Source organism: Desulfonatronum parangueonense, from assembly GCF_054656975.1.
The window spans coordinates 4,339,005-4,355,961 of record NZ_BAAHXH010000003.1; the positions used below are offsets into that span (position 1 = coordinate 4,339,005).

At 56.3% G+C, this 16,957-nt stretch carries 17 protein-coding genes; 15 read left to right on the plus strand and 2 right to left on the minus strand.

Annotated elements, in window-relative coordinates; all coding sequences use genetic code 11:
• Nucleotide 1: 1 nt before the first annotated feature.
• On the minus strand, nucleotides 2-1,186 hold the full coding sequence (locus tag ACYQ15_RS19355; RefSeq protein WP_459939128.1) for a pyridoxal phosphate-dependent aminotransferase: 1,185 nt from the start codon (nucleotides 1,184-1,186) through the stop codon (nucleotides 2-4).
• A gap of 427 nt (nucleotides 1,187-1,613) precedes the next feature.
• Between ACYQ15_RS19355 and ACYQ15_RS19360 the strand changes: the two genes are divergently transcribed.
• The 13 genes from ACYQ15_RS19360 (at nucleotide 1,614) to ACYQ15_RS19420 (ending at nucleotide 14,197) form a co-directional block, all read left to right on the plus strand.
• Complete coding sequence (locus ACYQ15_RS19360; protein WP_459939129.1) at nucleotides 1,614-2,357, plus strand: YggS family pyridoxal phosphate-dependent enzyme; 744 nt, start codon at nucleotides 1,614-1,616, stop codon at nucleotides 2,355-2,357.
• A gap of 79 nt (nucleotides 2,358-2,436) precedes the next feature.
• Nucleotides 2,437-3,198, plus strand: coding sequence for a motility protein A (locus ACYQ15_RS19365; RefSeq protein WP_459939130.1), 762 nt, complete (start codon nucleotides 2,437-2,439; stop codon nucleotides 3,196-3,198).
• Between the two features lie 25 nt (nucleotides 3,199-3,223).
• Entirely contained in the window at nucleotides 3,224-4,060 is an 837-nt protein-coding gene (locus ACYQ15_RS19370) for an OmpA/MotB family protein (protein WP_459939131.1), read from the plus strand.
• 305 nt (nucleotides 4,061-4,365) lie between these two features.
• On the plus strand, nucleotides 4,366-5,082 hold the full coding sequence (locus ACYQ15_RS19375; protein WP_459939132.1) for an OmpA/MotB family protein: 717 nt from the start codon (nucleotides 4,366-4,368) through the stop codon (nucleotides 5,080-5,082).
• A gap of 398 nt (nucleotides 5,083-5,480) precedes the next feature.
• Nucleotides 5,481-5,987 (plus strand): flagellar basal body-associated FliL family protein, encoded by a 507-nt coding sequence (locus ACYQ15_RS19380; protein WP_459939133.1) that lies wholly within the window; start codon nucleotides 5,481-5,483, stop codon nucleotides 5,985-5,987.
• Between the two features lie 414 nt (nucleotides 5,988-6,401).
• Nucleotides 6,402-7,379, plus strand: a complete 978-nt coding sequence (gene fliM / locus ACYQ15_RS19385) for a flagellar motor switch protein FliM (protein WP_459939134.1) — start codon at nucleotides 6,402-6,404, stop codon at nucleotides 7,377-7,379.
• Nucleotides 7,380-7,545: 166 nt separating this feature from the next.
• Entirely contained in the window at nucleotides 7,546-8,100 is a 555-nt protein-coding gene (fliN, locus tag ACYQ15_RS19390; RefSeq protein ID WP_459939135.1) for a flagellar motor switch protein FliN, read from the plus strand.
• Complete coding sequence (gene fliO, locus ACYQ15_RS19395) at nucleotides 8,093-8,443, plus strand: flagellar biosynthetic protein FliO (RefSeq protein WP_459939136.1); 351 nt, start codon at nucleotides 8,093-8,095, stop codon at nucleotides 8,441-8,443. The genes fliN and fliO overlap by 8 nt, the downstream gene beginning before the upstream one ends.
• A complete protein-coding gene (fliP, locus tag ACYQ15_RS19400) occupies nucleotides 8,379-9,182 on the plus strand; it encodes a flagellar type III secretion system pore protein FliP (protein WP_459939137.1) in 804 nt (267 codons plus the stop codon). The genes fliO and fliP overlap by 65 nt, the downstream gene beginning before the upstream one ends.
• Nucleotides 9,183-9,275: 93 nt before the next feature.
• Complete coding sequence (gene fliQ / locus ACYQ15_RS19405) at nucleotides 9,276-9,545, plus strand: flagellar biosynthesis protein FliQ (RefSeq protein ID WP_459939138.1); 270 nt, start codon at nucleotides 9,276-9,278, stop codon at nucleotides 9,543-9,545.
• A gap of 219 nt (nucleotides 9,546-9,764) precedes the next feature.
• Nucleotides 9,765-10,616 carry a hypothetical protein gene (locus ACYQ15_RS19410; RefSeq protein WP_459939139.1) on the plus strand — a complete coding sequence of 284 codons (852 nt, stop codon included), beginning with the start codon at nucleotides 9,765-9,767 and terminating at the stop codon, nucleotides 10,614-10,616.
• Nucleotides 10,617-10,691: 75 nt separating this feature from the next.
• The gene (gene gspD, locus ACYQ15_RS19415) at nucleotides 10,692-12,662 is read left to right on the plus strand and encodes a type II secretion system secretin GspD (RefSeq protein ID WP_459939140.1); all 1,971 of its coding nucleotides are present in this window, start codon (nucleotides 10,692-10,694) and stop codon (nucleotides 12,660-12,662) included.
• Nucleotides 12,659-14,197, plus strand: coding sequence for a GspE/PulE family protein (locus ACYQ15_RS19420; RefSeq protein ID WP_459939141.1), 1,539 nt, complete (start codon nucleotides 12,659-12,661; stop codon nucleotides 14,195-14,197). The genes gspD and ACYQ15_RS19420 overlap by 4 nt, the downstream gene beginning before the upstream one ends.
• Nucleotides 14,198-14,399: 202 nt before the next feature.
• On the opposite strand, the gene ACYQ15_RS19425 is transcribed toward ACYQ15_RS19420, so the two are convergent.
• Complete coding sequence (locus tag ACYQ15_RS19425) at nucleotides 14,400-14,651, minus strand: hypothetical protein (protein WP_459939142.1); 252 nt, start codon at nucleotides 14,649-14,651, stop codon at nucleotides 14,400-14,402.
• Nucleotides 14,652-14,800: 149 nt separating this feature from the next.
• On the opposite strand from ACYQ15_RS19425, the gene yajC reads away from it, so the two are divergent.
• Nucleotides 14,801-15,148: a preprotein translocase subunit YajC gene (yajC, locus tag ACYQ15_RS19430; RefSeq protein WP_459939143.1), complete on the plus strand. Its 348-nt coding sequence runs from the start codon at nucleotides 14,801-14,803 to the stop codon at nucleotides 15,146-15,148.
• 204 nt (nucleotides 15,149-15,352) lie between these two features.
• Nucleotides 15,353-16,951, plus strand: a complete 1,599-nt coding sequence (secD, locus tag ACYQ15_RS19435) for a protein translocase subunit SecD (protein WP_459939144.1) — start codon at nucleotides 15,353-15,355, stop codon at nucleotides 16,949-16,951.
• Nucleotides 16,952-16,957: the final 6 nt, after the last annotated feature.

Sequence of the window (16,957 nt, forward strand, 5' to 3'; positions counted from 1 at the left end):
GTTACTGGTCGAGCAGGGCGTTTTGGACAAGGTCCAGGGCCGTGAGCAGGGTCTGATCATCCAGGGCGTAGGAGAAGCGTATGCATCGGTCGTCACCGAAGGCGACGCCCGGAACCAGGGCGACTCCGGCCTTTTCCAGAATGTGGGTGCACAGGGATGCGGAATCGCTTCTCTCGCTCGTGAACAGGGAATCCAACCGGGGAAACAGGTAGAAGGCTCCATCGGGCCTGGGGCAGACCACGCCGGGCCAGGAAGTGATTTTCTCCAGGGCCAGATCCCGCCGACGGATAAAAGCGGCTTGCATTTCGTGGATGCTGTCCATGGGGCCGGTCAATGCGGCCAAGGCCGCTTTCTGGGCAATGGAGCAGACATTGGAGGTGCTTTGTCCCTGGATGCGGACCATGGCCTTGATCAGGTCCGGATGGGCCAGGACGTACCCGACGCGCCATCCCGTCATGGACATGGTTTTGGAAAGTCCGTTGACCACGGCGACCTTGTCCGGGAATTTGACCCACCAGGAAATCGCCGTGCTGGGACGGGCCGGAGCATAGACCAGTTGATCGTATATTTCGTCGGAGATCACGAAGATGTCGCGTTCCATGGCCCAGCCGATCAGGCTGTCCAGCTCGTCCTGGGAATAGTGACACCCTGTTGGATTGGACGGTGAGTTGAGCAGCAGAATCCGGGCATCCGGCGGGCAGTGGCGTTCAAGATCTTCCGTGCTGATCAGGAACCGTTGTTCCGGCGTGGAGGGGATGATAGCAGGTTTGCCTTCGGCCAGCAGAACCATGGGCGGATAGCTGACCCAATAGGGTGCCGGGATCAATACGCTGTCTCCCGGATCGAGCAGCGCCTGGAACAGGTTGTACAGGGCGTGCTTGCCACCGTTGCAGATCATGACCGCTTCAGGGGGCAGTTTCTCGTTGGCGAGACCGGCACGCCCGGAAAAATAGTCGGCAACCGTTTGCCGCAGGGCCGGTATGCCGGGAACCGGCGTGTACCTGGTGAAACCTTGATCCAAAGCGTCCTTGGCAGCCTGGCGAATATGCTCCGGTGTCGAAAAATCGGGCTCGCCGACGGCAAGGCTGATGATTTTCTTTCCCTGGGACGCCAGTTCCTGGGCCTTCGCATTTACGGCCAAGGTGGCCGAGGCGGGGATCGAACGGATTTTCTTGGCAATGCGCACGGGGGGTTCTCCTGGAAATGGTCATTGAAGTTGAACAACCGAGGGCTTTTTGTAACTCCAAAGGATGGTTCAGCACAAGACCTGAACTGGCCGGATGTGGTCGGATGTGAGATACGGGATGCTGAGCTTCAACAACGTATCAATTTATTTTTCAGATCCTGATTGAAGAGGGAGAGACGCTCTGGACGCAACGGGGGATTGTGTGCAAGGTGATAGGTGAACGGGCAGACCTTTTTTGGCGGATGTTTGAATCTGAAAAGGGCGGTTACTGCCCAGCCTACTGAGAAGATTGGGACTGGAGACCGGCTTTCGCCGGTACGACTGATTGGAGACGACACAGTGCGATACGTCATTCCGGTTGTTGCCGGAATCCAGTGCTGAAGGGTGACATACACTTCTTGTGCTGAAGAGTTACACGGAGAGAAGCATGAAGCACGACAATCTTGAAGATCGTGATGCCGAAGGCTCGGCGCGGATTGACAGCCGGGAGTTGATCTGGCGATATGAGGAAACGCGGAATACTGTTGCTGAAATTGCAGCGCGACATGGTCGAGAACCTGGAGATGTTCGCATTATTGCGGTATCCAAGTATCAACCCACGGCGGCCTTGAAAATTCTGGCCGGGCATGGGCATCTGGATTTCGGCGAGAATTATATTCAGGAGGCGCTGCGAAAGCAGGGAGAGCTGGCGCTGCCCGAATTGCATTGGCACTACTTGGGCAGGCTGCAGCGCAACAAGGCGAAATTCGTCCCGGGAAGCTTTACCATGTTCCATGCCTTGGACGATGAATTGCTGGCATCCAGCTTGCAAAAACGCTCAAAAACACGTGGCAGCGTGTTGGAAGTTCTCGTGCAGGTGAACCTTGGTCAAGAGATCCAAAAGGGCGGTGTTTTGCCGGATCAGCTACCGGAATTGGCGGAGAAGATCCGCCGAATGGACGGATTGGCTTTGCGGGGGCTGATGGCGTTGCCGCCTTTTTCCCTGGAGTTGCCGGAAAAACAGCGGCTTTTCTCCGAACTGCGCGACTTGCGGGACAAGCTGCAATCCCAGATCGGACTTGCCCTTCCCGAATTGTCCATGGGGACCACGGACGATTTTCCGCAGGCCATTGCCGAAGGGGCGACCATGGTGCGCATCGGAACGCGCATTTTTGGTGAACGGCCCAGGTGAGTCATAAAAATGACAAGCAGGTCCCGCGAAGCAGATTGAGATGAATATTGATATGAGCGAGAAAGGTTGAGGTTCGGTTATGGATCTGGCGACTATCATCGGCGTCGTGCTCTCCTTCGGGTTGGTCGTATCCGCGATCATGATGGGCAGCAGCCTCTTCGTATTTGTTTCCATTCCTTCCGCCCTGATCGTGATTGGGGGCACCCTGGGCGCAACGCTGATTCACTATCCCTTGAGCAATATCCTCGGAGTGCTCGGAGTGGTGAAAAATGCATTCTTCACCAGGCTTGTCAAACCTTCGGATACCATTGCCCAGTTTCTGGAATATGCAGGTCGTGCCCGCAAGGAAGGCATCCTGTCTTTGGAGCCGTTGCTGAAGGATATCGACGATGATTACCTGCGCAAGGCCATGCAACTCACCGTGGACGGCGTGGAGCCGCAGGTCATTCAGGAGATCATGCAGACGGAAGTGGCGTATCTGCAGGAGCGTCATGAGACCGGCGCGGACATTTTCGCGGCCATGGGAATGTATGCGCCTGCCTTGGGCATGATCGGAACGGTCATCGGGCTGGTGCAGATGCTGCAAAGCATGGATGACCCTTCGGCCATCGGACCGGCCATGGCCGTGGCCCTGATCACGACATTCTACGGCGCGGTGCTGGCCAATCTCGTTTTCAATCCCCTGTCCGGAAAATTGAAAACCCGCAGCAAGGAGGAAGTCCTGCTGCGGGAGCTGACCCTTGAGGGTATCTTGTCCATTTCCCGCGGCGAAAACCCCAGGATCATCGAGGAAAAGTTGAATGGTTTTCTGCCGCCGAAAATGCGGACCAAAATGGAATGACATGTTAGCCTGAGGGATTTTCGGCATGGCGGGGAAACGGGAAAAGAAAAAGAAGGAGGCCGGAACACCCGGTTGGCTTTTGACGTTCACGGGATTGATGATCCTGATCATGGCTTTTTTTGTCTACCTGGTGACGAACGCCTCGTTGCTGGACGAGCGCAGGATACGGCTGGCCATCGGTTCCCTGCTGGGGAGCTTTGGAATGGCGCCCGGCAAGCCGGATGTCCTCGGCGTCAGGGAAAGCCTCGAGACGTATCAGCCGGGCCCGATGCCCCCGGACCGGGACTTGGCCGCGCTGAAGGAATTGCTGTGGGATGACATTGAAGAGGATTTGCAGTTTGTCAGCAATCGTTTCGTCCAGATCTTCAGCGTGAACACCGCCGTGCTGTTCCAGCCGGGCGAGACGGATCTTACCGAACAGGGTCGTGATTTCCTGCGCCAAGTGGCGCCGACGCTGCGTAACGTGACCGTTCCGGTCCTGATTGCCGGGCACGGTTCCACGCTCCGGGACGAGTTTGATGCCCACTTTACCCCTGCTCTCGGAGATGCAATACCTGATCTCTCCTGGCAAGTGTCTCTTTTTCGCGCGTCAACCGTTTACCAGTTCCTGTTGGAGCAGGGGGTTCCATCAGAAATATTGCGCATGGAGGGTTTGGGACGGTTTCATCCTCGGGAGGACCCGCGGACTCCGGAAGGTCGTCGCAGCAACAGGCGGGTTGAATTCGTCCTGGACCGGCGGGGTGAGCCCTGGGCTCCGTTGCTGGAGCAGCCGGCGGTCATTGGAACTCCGGAACAGTTCATCTATCGGGACTTTATTTTTCGTTTCCCCGATGCGCACGATCCCGAGCCGATCCGGCCCTGAGCAGTCATGGAGGGCCCGGACGCTTGGATTGCAATCAAAAGTCCATGTTGTGAATGATAAACAACGCGTAACTACTCGGACTGGATAGCGGTAGCGCCGGCCTTCGCCGGTATGACTGAACTCGGAAGAGCATGGTACGGTGCGTCATTCCGGCGAAAGCCGGAATCCAGCCTGACCAGTGACCACGGAGTATGTGCTGGATATTTACAACAACGCTTTGTCTCTGAAGGTCGCTTCCGCCTTGATGGAGGTTTTCGAAAACTTCGCGCAAGCACATTCGTCATTCTGTTCCCAGGCGGTGATTCATGGCCGTACGTAAAAAAAAAGGAGGCGGGGCCAAAGTCGATCCCATGGGCTGGCTGATCACCTTTTCGGATCTCATCACGCTTTTGTTGACCTTCTTTGTCCTGTTGCTCAGCATGTCGTCCATGGATCGCCAGGTCGTCACCGAAGCCATGAGCCTTTTCGGGGCCAACCTTGGAGTTGTCTCGCAGAAAACAGCGGGGCGGATTCCCACAAAGATGGAAATCGTGGTCGAGCTGATGCAGCGGCCATGGGAGTTTCGGGACAACGAACAGCGGATCCGGGACCTGCTTTTTCCGGATGATGTCCTGCCGCGGGAGATCAGCAAGGCCACCCTTGAGGAAAATCTGCGGCTTTTGCAACGGCCTGAAGGATTGGCCATCCTGCTCACGGACGAGTTGCTTTTTCCGCTGGGCGGACATGAATTGACTCAACCCGCTCGAACCTTGCTGGAAATACTGGCTCCGTTGCTGCTGTACGTGCCCAACGTCATTAATGTTTCCGGCCATACGGACAATCTGATCGGAAGAACAATGGACAACGACACCCTGTCGGCCTTGCGGGCCATGGCTGTCCTGGAGGTTTTGCTGACTTCCGGAGTTCCGGATGCCAAGCTGTCCGTCTCCGCCTACGCCGACCGGATGCCTGTCGCCGACAACCGCACGCCGGAGGGGCGCGCCTTGAACAGGCGGGTGGAAATTCTGTTCAAGACGTCATAGAGATGCATGCCCAGGTACGACATCGCGACTGTCCTGAAGAGATTGTCTTGAACTGTGGTGATCTCGATGTCGAGACCGAAAGACCATGTTCCGTTTCATGGCAACCTTACTGAGCAGTTGCCGTTAAATGATTGTAACTACTCAGCAGAGCCGGCAAAAAGATCTGGATAGCGATAGCGTCGGCCTTCGCCGGTATGTTCAGCGTGGGTACGGCTTGCTCCGATTCGTCATTCCGGCGAAAGCCGGAATCCAGTGCTGGAGAATGGTCATTCATCATAATGTGCTGAGTAGTTACGCTATTTCAAGTCATCCCGACACAGGCGGGATCCAGGAGTACGGGAGCTTTCATGCCGCGCCCGACCTTTTAGAGCAGATCATGAAAAAAGTGAGGGGTTGCGATGGCCAAAAAGGAAGTTGAGTCCGCTGGGGAGGAAAAGAAGGGGGGCAAGCTGAAATGGGTCATTCTCATGTTTATCTTGCTTCTGCTGGCAGGAGGGGGCGCAGCCGCCTACTGGTTCTTCATGGGGCCAGGTGCCGAACCCCGGGAGGAATCGGAACAAGCCCAGGCCCGGGATGCCAGATCGACGCCACGCACTGAGTTTGTCCCGGAAATTGTTTCCTTGCAGCCGTTTATCGTCAATCTGGCCGATCCTCTCGGCAGGCGTTTTCTGCGCATGTCTCTGTCCGTGGAGGTGCTGAACAATTCCGTGGTGAGTGATCTGCAGCGGGCGGATTCACGGGTTCGCGATGCGATCATTTTGTTGCTGTCCGGAAAGACTTTCAGTGATCTTGCCAGCATGGAAGGCAAGATCATCTTGAAGAACGAGATCATGGACCGACTGAATCAGATTCTGGGCAGCGGTCGGGTGACCAATGTTTATCTGACCGAGTTCGTGATTCAGTAGGACACTTATGTCGGGTTTGGCTCGGAATTGGGGTCGGGATCGGGATCGGTATCGAAGCGAAGCCATGTGGAAGGGAATTCCATTGTTTTCGAAACCGATTCCGACCCTGACCCCGATTCCGATTACCGGAGAAAGAACCTGTGCTGAATGGTTACTCCAAAATGTAACTATATCAGCATCAAATACTGTTGCCGCCTTTGGAGTCGAATCGAAATCGAAATCGAAATTGGAATTCCGGAGTCGATATCAGAAACGAAGTCAAGTTGGGGCTCTTCAACGTTTTTCGATTTCGATAACGACCCCGATATCAATTTCCACGGAAGAGCACACAACCCCCTGCTGAATAGTTACTCCAAATTTTTAATATATGTCATGGTTGAGTGAAACTCGCAGCATGGCAAATATGGAAAACCCATGAATAAAATTCTCTCCCAGGATGAAGTCGATTCCCTGTTGCGTGGGCTCACCGGGGGCGAGGTCGAGACCGAAACCGCCGTTGCCGGAGATGACTCGGGCATCATTTCCTTTGATCTGGCCAACCAGGATCGGATCATTCGCGGGCGAATGCCGGTTCTGGAAATCATCAACGATCGTTTTGCCCGCCTGGCCTCCAATTCCCTGGCCAACTCAATGCGCAAGAAGGTTGACGTCAACCCGGTTTCCATCGACATGTCCAAGTTCGGTGATTTCATGCGCTCGCTGCCCGTGCCGACAAGCATCAACATTTTCAAGATCGACCCGTTGCGGGGAAACGCGATTCTGGTCGTTGACACCCGCCTCGTATTCGCCCTGGTGGAAAATTTTTTCGGGGGGCAAGGCACGCAGCCCAAGATCGAAGGACGTGACTTCACACCCATCGAACAATCCGTGATCGAGCGGGTGGTCAAGATCTTCCTGTCCTCCATGGAGCAGTCCTGGACTCCGGTACATGATGTGAGCATTGAACTTCTGCGTACGGAAATCAATCCGCAGTTCGCAGGCATCGTGCCGCCCAGCGATGTCGTGATCGTGGTTTCCATGGAAGTGGAACTGGAGAATGCCATCGGCTCCCTGGTCTTCTGTCTGCCTTATTCGACCATTGAACCCATCCGGGGAAAGCTTTATGCATCCTTTCAGTCCGAACGTCTGGAGGTGGACCATGCCTGGCTTTCCAGATTCAAGGAGCGCCTGATGGAAATTCCCGTGGAACTGGTGGTGCCCCTGGGCCGCACGTCCATCACGGGCCGCCAGCTTCTCAATCTGGATGTTGGCGATATCCTGCTGCTGGATACGGATACCGAACAGCCATTGGAAGTTAAAATTCATGGTGTTGACAAATTTCACTGCAGCCCCGGCATTGTCAAAGCCAACAGGGCGTTTCAGGTCGTGAAGGAAGCTGAGGTTCATTATTAACGAGCTTCCTGGTAACTACTCAGCACTTTTCATGACAAACCGGAAAACTCAATAGTTACGCTTCCTGATTCTCGACGACTCCCATGCCGGGAAAGCTCGGCACTCTCAAACCTTAATATTTTTACAGGCACGAAAATCGACGTGTCGACACGGGACGGATTCCTGAATGAGCACAGACCAAGACAAATTGGCAGAGGAATGGGCCAAGGCTCTGGAAGAAATGGATCAAGGCGACGAACCTGAAGATCCTTTCGAGGCCGCCAGCCGGGCGGCGAGCAAGGAAAGCGGCGGCCAAAGCCAGGATCAGGAAGACCTGGCGGATGAATGGGCCAAGGCCCTGGCCGTTGAAGAGGAGAATCAGCTCAAGAAGGAGAAACAGCAGAAGTCCTTTGCCGCCAAAACCAAGGAGCCCAATTTCAAAGATTTGACGTCCCAGGCCAAGGCTCCCAAGGAGAAAACCAAGCGAGACCTGGATTTCATCCTGGACATTCCCCTGGACGTGTCCGCTGAACTGGGGCGGACCAAGCTGTTGATCAACGAATTGCTGCAGCTGGGGCAGGGGTCCGTGGTGGAGTTGAACAAGCTGGCTGGTGAACCCCTGGAGATTTTCGTGAACGGCAAGCTGGTCGCGCGAGGGGAAGCCGTCGTGATCAATGAGAAATTCGGTGTTCGCCTGACCGACATCATCAGTCCCATCGAGAGGGTTAAACAACTTGCCTAATGCAGTCGACACCGCGCCGACCTGGGATTTCGGGTTTGCAGCCCTGAAGATGGTCGGCGGATTGTTTCTTGTCCTGGGGGTGATGTTTCTGATCCTCTACCTGTTGAAGCGGTACGGACACAAGGCCGGCTTGACCCGCCAGCTTTCATCCGATCTGCGACTTGTGGGACAACTTGCCCTGGGCCCGAGAAAGGCGGTGGTGGTGGTCCGCTATTTGAATAAGGACATGGTGCTGGGAGTGACGGACAACTCCATTACGTTGCTGACGGAGACACACCATGACCTTGAAAAGACATCATTTTCCACGCATCTTGAACAATCCGGGAGGCCAAGCGGCGGCTAGCCTGTTCTTGGCCGCCCTGATACTCCTGTTCCTTCTGCCCGACCCGGTCAGCGCTCAGCCTTCGCCGCCCACGCTGAACATGACATTAAGCGGCGGCGCCAGTGAGCCGGAAAACGTTTCCATCGCCCTGGAAATCCTGTTCCTGATGACCATCCTGTCCGTAGCGCCATCCATCCTGCTCACGGCAACCTGCTTTACCCGCATCGTCATCGTATTTTCCTTCATCCGCCAGGCCATGGGCACACAACAAATGCCGCCCAATCAGGTTTTGGCCAGCTTGGCCATTTTTTTGACATTCGTGATCATGATGCCCGTGGGCAAGGAGATCAACGCCAATGCGTTGCAGCCCTATCTGGCCGAGGAGATCAGTTTTCAGGATGCGTTGTTTGAGGCCGAGCAACCCATGCGGGCATTTCTGTTCAAGCACACTCGGGAAAAGGATCTCTCGCTGTTCTACTCCATCACCAACATGGAGCGCCCGTCGAACCGAGACGACGTGCCGACCATCATCCTGGTTCCCGCCTTCGTGATCAGCGAGCTGAAAACCGCCTTCCAGATGGGCTTTCTGATTTACATTCCTTTTTTGATCCTGGACATGGTCGTGGCCAGCATCCTGCTTTCCATGGGCATGATGATGCTGCCTCCGGTAATGATCTCGCTTCCATTCAAACTCCTGCTGTTCGTCATGGTGGACGGCTGGAACCTGCTGATTTTTTCCCTGGTGAACGGCTTTGCCTGACGCGGTTCACGATTTCAGCCTCAAGCCAGACCAGTTTGATTACGATAAGAAGTTCAGAATTAACCACTTGCCATTGAGATTCCCGGAGAAGACATGACACCTGAATTCGTGATCGGTTTTGCGCGGCAAGCCATCGAACTGACCCTGCTGATCGCCCTGCCCATGCTGGGCATTGGACTGGTTGTCGGTGTGGTGGTGAGCATCATCCAGGCCGCGACGCAGATCCAGGAAATGACCCTGACCTTTGTTCCCAAGATCATTTCGATCTTCCTGGCGCTTTTGTTTTCCTTCCCCTGGATAATGGACAAAATGGTGACATTCACCACCGACCTTTTTTTGAATTTGCCGAACTATGTTCGCTAACCGCCTCCTGCGGTCGCATCCCGGGGGCAATTGAATTCCGGACCTGGGCTGGTTTACCCCGGCGAGACCGGCGAGAGAGTTTCGTACCGGCCATAAAGAGGGTAAACCAGTCGGCGGAACAAATCTGCCCTGAACGCATTGTGTTTTTCTTGCCCGAAGGCGACGAATGATTTAGCTTCCCCCCGTGTCCAGCACCTCAAGCAATCGTCTGCATACCACGTGAACTCTTCCCGACTGATGTCCACCCGGCTGTTCCGGCTGGTCCTCCCGCTGGCCTTCGGCTTGGCCTTTGCGTTCATTTTGACCGGGGCCTGGGAGTACTATTCCGTCCGATCATATGTCGCGGTTCCCGGCACCGTTTCCCCGTCCTTCGTCAGACCTGCGGCAGAGTCCTGGGTACCGGTAATTCTGGATCAGAATATCCTGGGACTGGACATGCCGGACAGCGGCATGGCTGCTCCGGAACCCGTCAATAATCCGGATTCTTTTGCCCCTGTGCTTCTGGGAACCGTTACCGGAACATCTCCCAGGGCCTTGCTCCGCTCGGGTGAGGATTTTCTGGTGCTGGACCCCGGTGCTTTGATTGACGGCTGGGAACTGTCCGAGGTCCATCTTGGCTCCGTGACTTTCATTTCCGGAGACAGACGCAAGGAAGTCCTGCTCTGGCAGAAAACCGCGGATCAGGAAGACGCGGATGTTTTGTTTTCCCCGCAAATCGCCACGCCTCAGCCCTGGTCCGCGCCTGCCGGCGCGACACGGGTCAGTCTCACCAGACAGGAAGTGCAACCGCTTTTGTCCGATCCCAATGCATTGCTGCAGATGGCCAGTTTCAAGCCCTTCACCGTGAACGGTCGGGTCGGAGGGTTCCAAGTTCTGAGCATTCGTCCTGATTCCCTGCTGAGCAAGATCGGGCTGCGCAACGGCGATGTCCTGGCGCGCATCAATGGACAAACCCTGACCGGTCCGACGCAGCTGCTGCAGGCATATTCCGGAATGGACCGGGCATCCTTGATCACTCTGGATGTTCAGCGCGCTTCCCAGATGCAAACCTATCTTGTTGAATTGAATTAAATTCTGGTGAGTCGTCGGCTTTCTCGGAAACAATTGCCACTGCCGGCCTCACCAATGAACCAGGAAATTATCCTTATGCTATCCATCGGCGCATGGTTCCGGTTATCGTGTCTGTTTGTCTTTTTGATGGTCGTTGCCCCAGGAGTTTCCTTTGCTCAGGACGGTGAGGGCGTTCAAGACCAGCGGATGACCGCGAACCTGGAGGGAATCACCCTGCGGGACTTCATCCTTTTCGTTGGTCAGTTCACCGGACGGAACATCGTTTTTCGAGAGGACCAGATTCCGCCCATCAAGGTTTCCCTGCATTCCCAGGCCCCCATGACCGAGCCGGAACTCCTGGCCGTGCTGGAACGGGTTCTGGCCAGCAACAACCTGGATCTCGTGGCCCAGGGTGACCTGTACTACATTCTACAGGGAAACCTGGCCGGCGAAATGCTCGACCCCTTGCGGGCGCCTTTGGACCCGGGGGAGGAGGGGGAGCTGCTGACCACGGTGTTGCGCCTGGATCCGCGTGCGCCGGTGAAGCAGATCAACGAGTTGCTGCAGCCTTTTACTTCCCGATTCGGCATGGTGATGGAGATTCCCCAGGCCCGGGCCCTGCTGTTGCGCGACACCCGGGCCCGGGTGCGCAAGATGCAGGAGGTCCTGGACGCGGTGCTGGCCATGGGCGGACGCTGGAACCTGGAGTTTCTGCCTTTGCATCAAGCCCAGGCCGGAGAAACAGCTCATAAGGTTGCTCAACTCTACGAAGAACTGTTTGCCCGGGGCCATCTGGCCGAGACGCCGGTCATCCTTGCGGTTGAGTGGTCCAACTCGTTGCTTGTGGCCGGATCGGAAGAACAGTTGGAGGCGGTTCGCGGCTTGCTGTTGAATATGGATCAGATTGTTGATTCCAGCGCGGACATGAGCATGTACGCGCTGAAGAACGCGAAGGCATCTTCAGCGGCGGAGGTTTTGCGCAGCCTGCTGCAGGGGGATCAGGTCAACGCAGGGGAGGGGCGACCCGGCCGGGCAGTTGTGGTGGCCGCGGATCCGGAGACGAACTCGGTTCTGGTTCTGGCCGCGCCGAGGGTCCAGCGACAGGTCGAATCCATCGTCGCTCATCTGGATCGCGGTCTGGATCAGGTGTTCGTGGAAGCCTTGATCGTCGAGACAAGCCTGACCAACAGCCAGGATCTGGGCGTGGAATGGATCGTCGGGGGCGGGGGCGCCGACGGGATCATCACCGGCGGGTTCCTGGGACCTGCTTCTCCCACCCCTGGAGTTCCCTCCGGTCTGCCGCCTTTGATGACCGGGGAACCCGGCAGGGTGCCGGTCGTGCCCGGAGGCTTCACCGTGGGGGCCTTGGGCAACGTCATTACCTATGCCGGCGTGAAGTTCTCGACTCTCGGCGCACTGGTCAGCTTCATGAAAACGGCGCACGACTTCAATATCCTGTCCACTCCCCAGATCATGACGCTGGACAATGCCGAAGCGGAAATATTCGTCGGCCAGAACAGGCCGTTCATGGTCAGCGAAAAGTTTGACGCCCAGAACAACCCCGTCCAGACGTTCGAGTATCGTGATGTCGGAATTCGTCTGAAGGTGACGCCGCATATCAATACGGATTCCGGCGTGATTCGGATGCAGGTGGAGCAGGAGGTCAGCAACGTCTTGACGGTCGATGCCACGAATTCCCGGCCCACGACCATAAGTCGCACCACCAGGACCAACGTGCAGATTCCGGACGGCTTCACCATGGTCATCAGCGGCTTGATGCAGAACGATTTTGCGCAGGATAGGCGGGCAATGCCCGGTTTGTCCCGCATTCCGGCGCTGGGATGGCTTTTTCGGCGGGAGGCGGTTTCCGCGGAAAAAAGGACCTTGATGGTTTTTTTGACCGCCAGGATCATCAACACCATGGAGCAGGCTGAAAATCTGACCAGAAGCCGCATGGAGGGCATTCGCGACGACAGAGCAAGAAGTCAGGAGTTGCTGCAGCGAGAGTTCTGGAGAGGCGGCGAGTATCGTGGGCCTGCCATGCCGGAGTACGCGGAGCCGAGATGATGGGCCCAACTGCCGTTTCCGCTCCGGACCTCACTCGACTGCCCGCGGACCTTGTCCAGGAATATCTGGCTTTTCCCCGGCGCAACGAGTTTCTGCCCATTGCCGCCGAGAATGGTCGCGTTCTGGTGTGGCTGCGTACGGCCAAGGCCAGGCCGTTGGCGGACTTCCTGGCCTGGAAGACTGGCTTGCGGATTCGAACGCAACTGGTTTCCAATGAGGTTTTTTTCCCGGCCCTGGAACAGGCTCTGACCTTGTGGGAGGAGGACAATCCCGCCGAAGAGGATGCCGGAAATGATGAACTCGAAGAATCCGGCCAGGAACTACTGGGCTGGTCTCATGAAGATGCGCCCATTGTCCGGCTGGTAAACCGGGTGCTGCATCAAGCTGTCAGCCAGGGGGCCAGTGACATCCATTTCGAAGGCCGGGAAAACAGCTTTCAGGTCCGGTTTCGAGTGGACGGAGAATTGCGCACGGAGCGCCGGCTGGATCTGGCGGTGCAGTCCACGGTTCTGGCCCGGATCAAGGTCATGGGCCAGATGGACGTGGCGGAGAGCCGGGCGCCTCAAGATGGTCGGTTCCAGGTCCGGGTCGGCCGCAAGGACGTGGATGTCCGGGTTTCCACCATGCCGACTCTGAATGGGGAAAAAGCCGTTTTACGGATTCTGGACCGCTCGAAAAACATTTTGCCGCTGTCCGATCTCGGTCTGGAACCCGAGTCCGTGGCCACCATCACGCGGATGATCACCGCGCCGCATGGGATCATTCTGGTTACCGGCCCCACGGGCAGCGGCAAGACTACGACGCTTTACGCGGCTCTCAGGGAGCTGATCCGAGATTCCCGAAACATCATGACCGTGGAAGATCCGGTGGAATATCATCTGCCGGGGGTGAACCAGGTCCAGGTGAACCGCGCCGCGGGCGTAACCTTTGCCACGGCGATCCGGGGATTTCTGCGTCAGGATCCGGACATCATTCTGGTCGGGGAGATCCGGGATCAGGAGACTGCCGGTACGGCCGTGCAGGCCTCCCTGACAGGGCATCTCGTGCTGGCCACGCTGCACACCAACGACGCGCCCACGGCGGTTACGAGGCTGCTGGAAATGGGCGTCGAGCCGTTCCTGCTGGCCTCGTCCCTGCACCTGGTGATCGGACAACGCCTGGTTCGGTTGAATTGTCCGGTTTGTTCCAGACAGGTGAACGACGTAAACTCGGTGCCTGCAAATAATTCAAAATTTTCTGAGGCCACGGAGGCAAACGCTGATGGAGCAAGGGGCAATTCCTTGGCTTCCACTCGGCTTCGCGGCAGCGGATGCGACGCCTGCAGGCAGAGCGGATATCGCGGACGTCAGGGTGTTTTTGAACTGATGCCCGTGGACGAAGCATTACGAAGCCTGATTGTACAAAAGGCTTCCGTGGAACAACTTCGATCGCAGTTGCGCGAACACGGTTTTCAAACCATGCACGACCATGGCTCCAGACTTGTGGCCGCTGGGAAAACGACTCAGGAAGAACTGCTCCGGGTCACCAGCTTGTGATCATCTTTTTTCGTAACTGCTCAAAAAGATCAGGCGACCAAGTTTCCCGTGCAAGGATTCCCATCGTAGCGAAATTTCGTGACCAAGCTGCGGGGGAACATGCTCCAGCAGAAACTTTGCCCTGAGTGCGTTACACCGCTGCCGCACTGGGGTGCGGCGCTCCCAGGATTCATCCCGTTGATTGCCACAAGATTTTGAACAGTTACCTTTTTTCTTCCGGTAACTTCGGGTTTCGCCTGAATCTCGCCGCAGCCCCCCGGCATTTATACTCTGATAATTTTCTTGATGCCAATGCAATAGAGGCCTGGGTGTTCAAGGCCTCTTGCCTGGATTCCCCAGGAGCAATCGCAATCCGTTTTTGATAATTTTCGATTTCGATTTCGATTGCGATTTCGACGAGAATGGCTTGCCCCGTGCAGCCCTTTCTTGCACTGTACATCCACAATAATGTCATGTAGTATTTCCCCTTTTGTTTTTGACCTGAAAGCATCATCCATCTTTACAAGCCTGGTGATGCCGGACGGGGCTTGTCCATGCTGAAAAATTCGCCTTTCTCGGCAACATGTTCCCGATCTTCACCCCAACACGACCAAGGAGCGTATCATGATTTTTGAACCAAGCCTGGCATTTGCCATGGGGGCCAACGGAGTCGAAGGCCAAGGAAACCCGATCACGGCATTCATCCCGTTGATCGTCATGTTCGCGATTTTCTATTTTCTGCTGATCCGTCCGCAGCAAAAGAAGGCAAAGCAGCACAGGGAAGTTCTGAGCAACCTCAAGAAAGGGGACCGAGTCATCACGGCCGGCGGTCTGTATGGTCGGATTCATGCCTTGAACGAAGACATCCTGACTCTGGAAATCGGAGACAACGTCAAGGTTCAAACCAACCGGAACTACATTGCCGGCCTTGCCGAGACCGAGACGCGTCCAGTGAGCAAGGAACCCAAGTAGCAAATACAGCAGCAAACCGTGATTCCCGCAAAGTATTCTCTCAAGAACATCCTCTCGGAAAAGATTCCCTCTTCACGATGAGTATTTTGGCGTGTTCACCTCGCGGCAAGGATGCGCGAGAGTCGGCCATGTCTTGGAGAAATTGCAGCCTTCCGGTTAAACGGGCTGTTTTGCGGTTTATTGTGACAAGCTAGAGGAAAAACAATGAAGATGAGTCTGCGATTACGGATCGTCCTGGCCATGCTCGGTCTGTTGCTTGGCGGGCTGTATGCCTTGCCGGCATTGGTCAATATCCAGGGTACTTTTTTGGCCAGAATCCTGCCCGAAAGCGAGATTCGACTGGGCCTGGATTTACAAGGCGGCATGCACCTCACTTTGGGTGTCGACATACCCAGGGGAATGGTGAACACCTTGTCCCAAATCGGCCAGGATGTCCGTTCCGAAGCCCAGGAGGACGGCATTTTCGTGCTCCGGCCTCAGGTCGTGAACGAGCGGTTGGAGTTCACGCTGGCCCGTGGGGCGCAGCAGGATCAGTTGGAACGTCTCTTGCGGGATCGTTTCAACAATCTTCAGATTCTGACCAAGGAAGTCCAGGAAGCCGGGCAGGTCAGGTATGCTCTGGGCATGACCGGTGCCTATCGCGCCCATCTTGAAGATCTGCTGGTGGATCAGGCGATCAAGACCATCCGCAACCGGATCGATCAGTTCGGCGTGGCGGAACCGGACATTCGCAGGCAGGCGGAAGGACGCATTCAGGTGCAGTTGCCCGGGCTTCAGGATCCGGAGCGGGCCGTGGCCATCATTGGCCGTACAGCACATCTGGAGTTCAAGCTGGTCGACGACCAGGCGGACCTGGAACGCGCCCTGCGGGGCATCCTGCCGCCGGATGCCGAGCTGGCCTATCTGCAGACGCGCAATCCCGACGGCTCCATCTCCCGCTCACCCATCGTCCTCAAGCGCGATACCTTGATGACGGGTGAATTCATCACGGACGCCCGGGTCAGCTTTGACCAGTTCAACATGGCCTACGTCGGCTTGAATTTCAATGCCCGCGGCGCCAGGCTCTTTGAGCGGATCACCGGCGAAAACACGGGTCGCAGACTGGCCATCGTTCTGGACGGAAACGTTCATTCGGCGCCGGTCATCCAGGAACGGATCTCTGGTGGACGAGCCAGCATCTCTGGGCGCTTCACCACGGAGGAAGCAACCGATCTCGCCCTGGTGCTCAGGGCCGGAGCTTTGCCCGCTCCCGTACATATCATGGAGGAGCGAACTGTTGGTCCGTCCCTTGGACAGGAGTCCATAGAAAGAGGCCTGCGCGCGGCACTTTTCGGCGGGGCGCTGATTCTTGTATTCATGCTGGTCTATTACAGCTTTTCCGGAATAGTGGCCAATACTGTACTGTGCCTGAACCTCCTGCTGGTCATGGCCGGGCTGGCCGCGTTCGGCGCGACCCTCACCCTGCCGGGTATTGCCGGCATCATCCTGACCATCGGTATTGCCGTGGACGCCAATGTTCTCATCTTCGAGCGCATCAGGGAGGAGATTCGTCGCGGATTGACGCCCGGAGCGGCTATTGATGAGGGTTACGGCAGGGCGCTGAAAACCATTCTGGATGCCAACGTTACGACGGTGATCGCGGCGGTGGTCCTGTATCAGTTTGGAACGGGCCCGATTCGAGGTTTTGCCGTGACCCTGATCCTGGGCATCCTGGCCTCGATGTTCACTGCCGTGTTCGTGTCCCGCATCTTTTTTGATTTTTGGCTGAAACGGCGCAAGCCCGGCACCGCATTGAGCATTTAAGGAGAA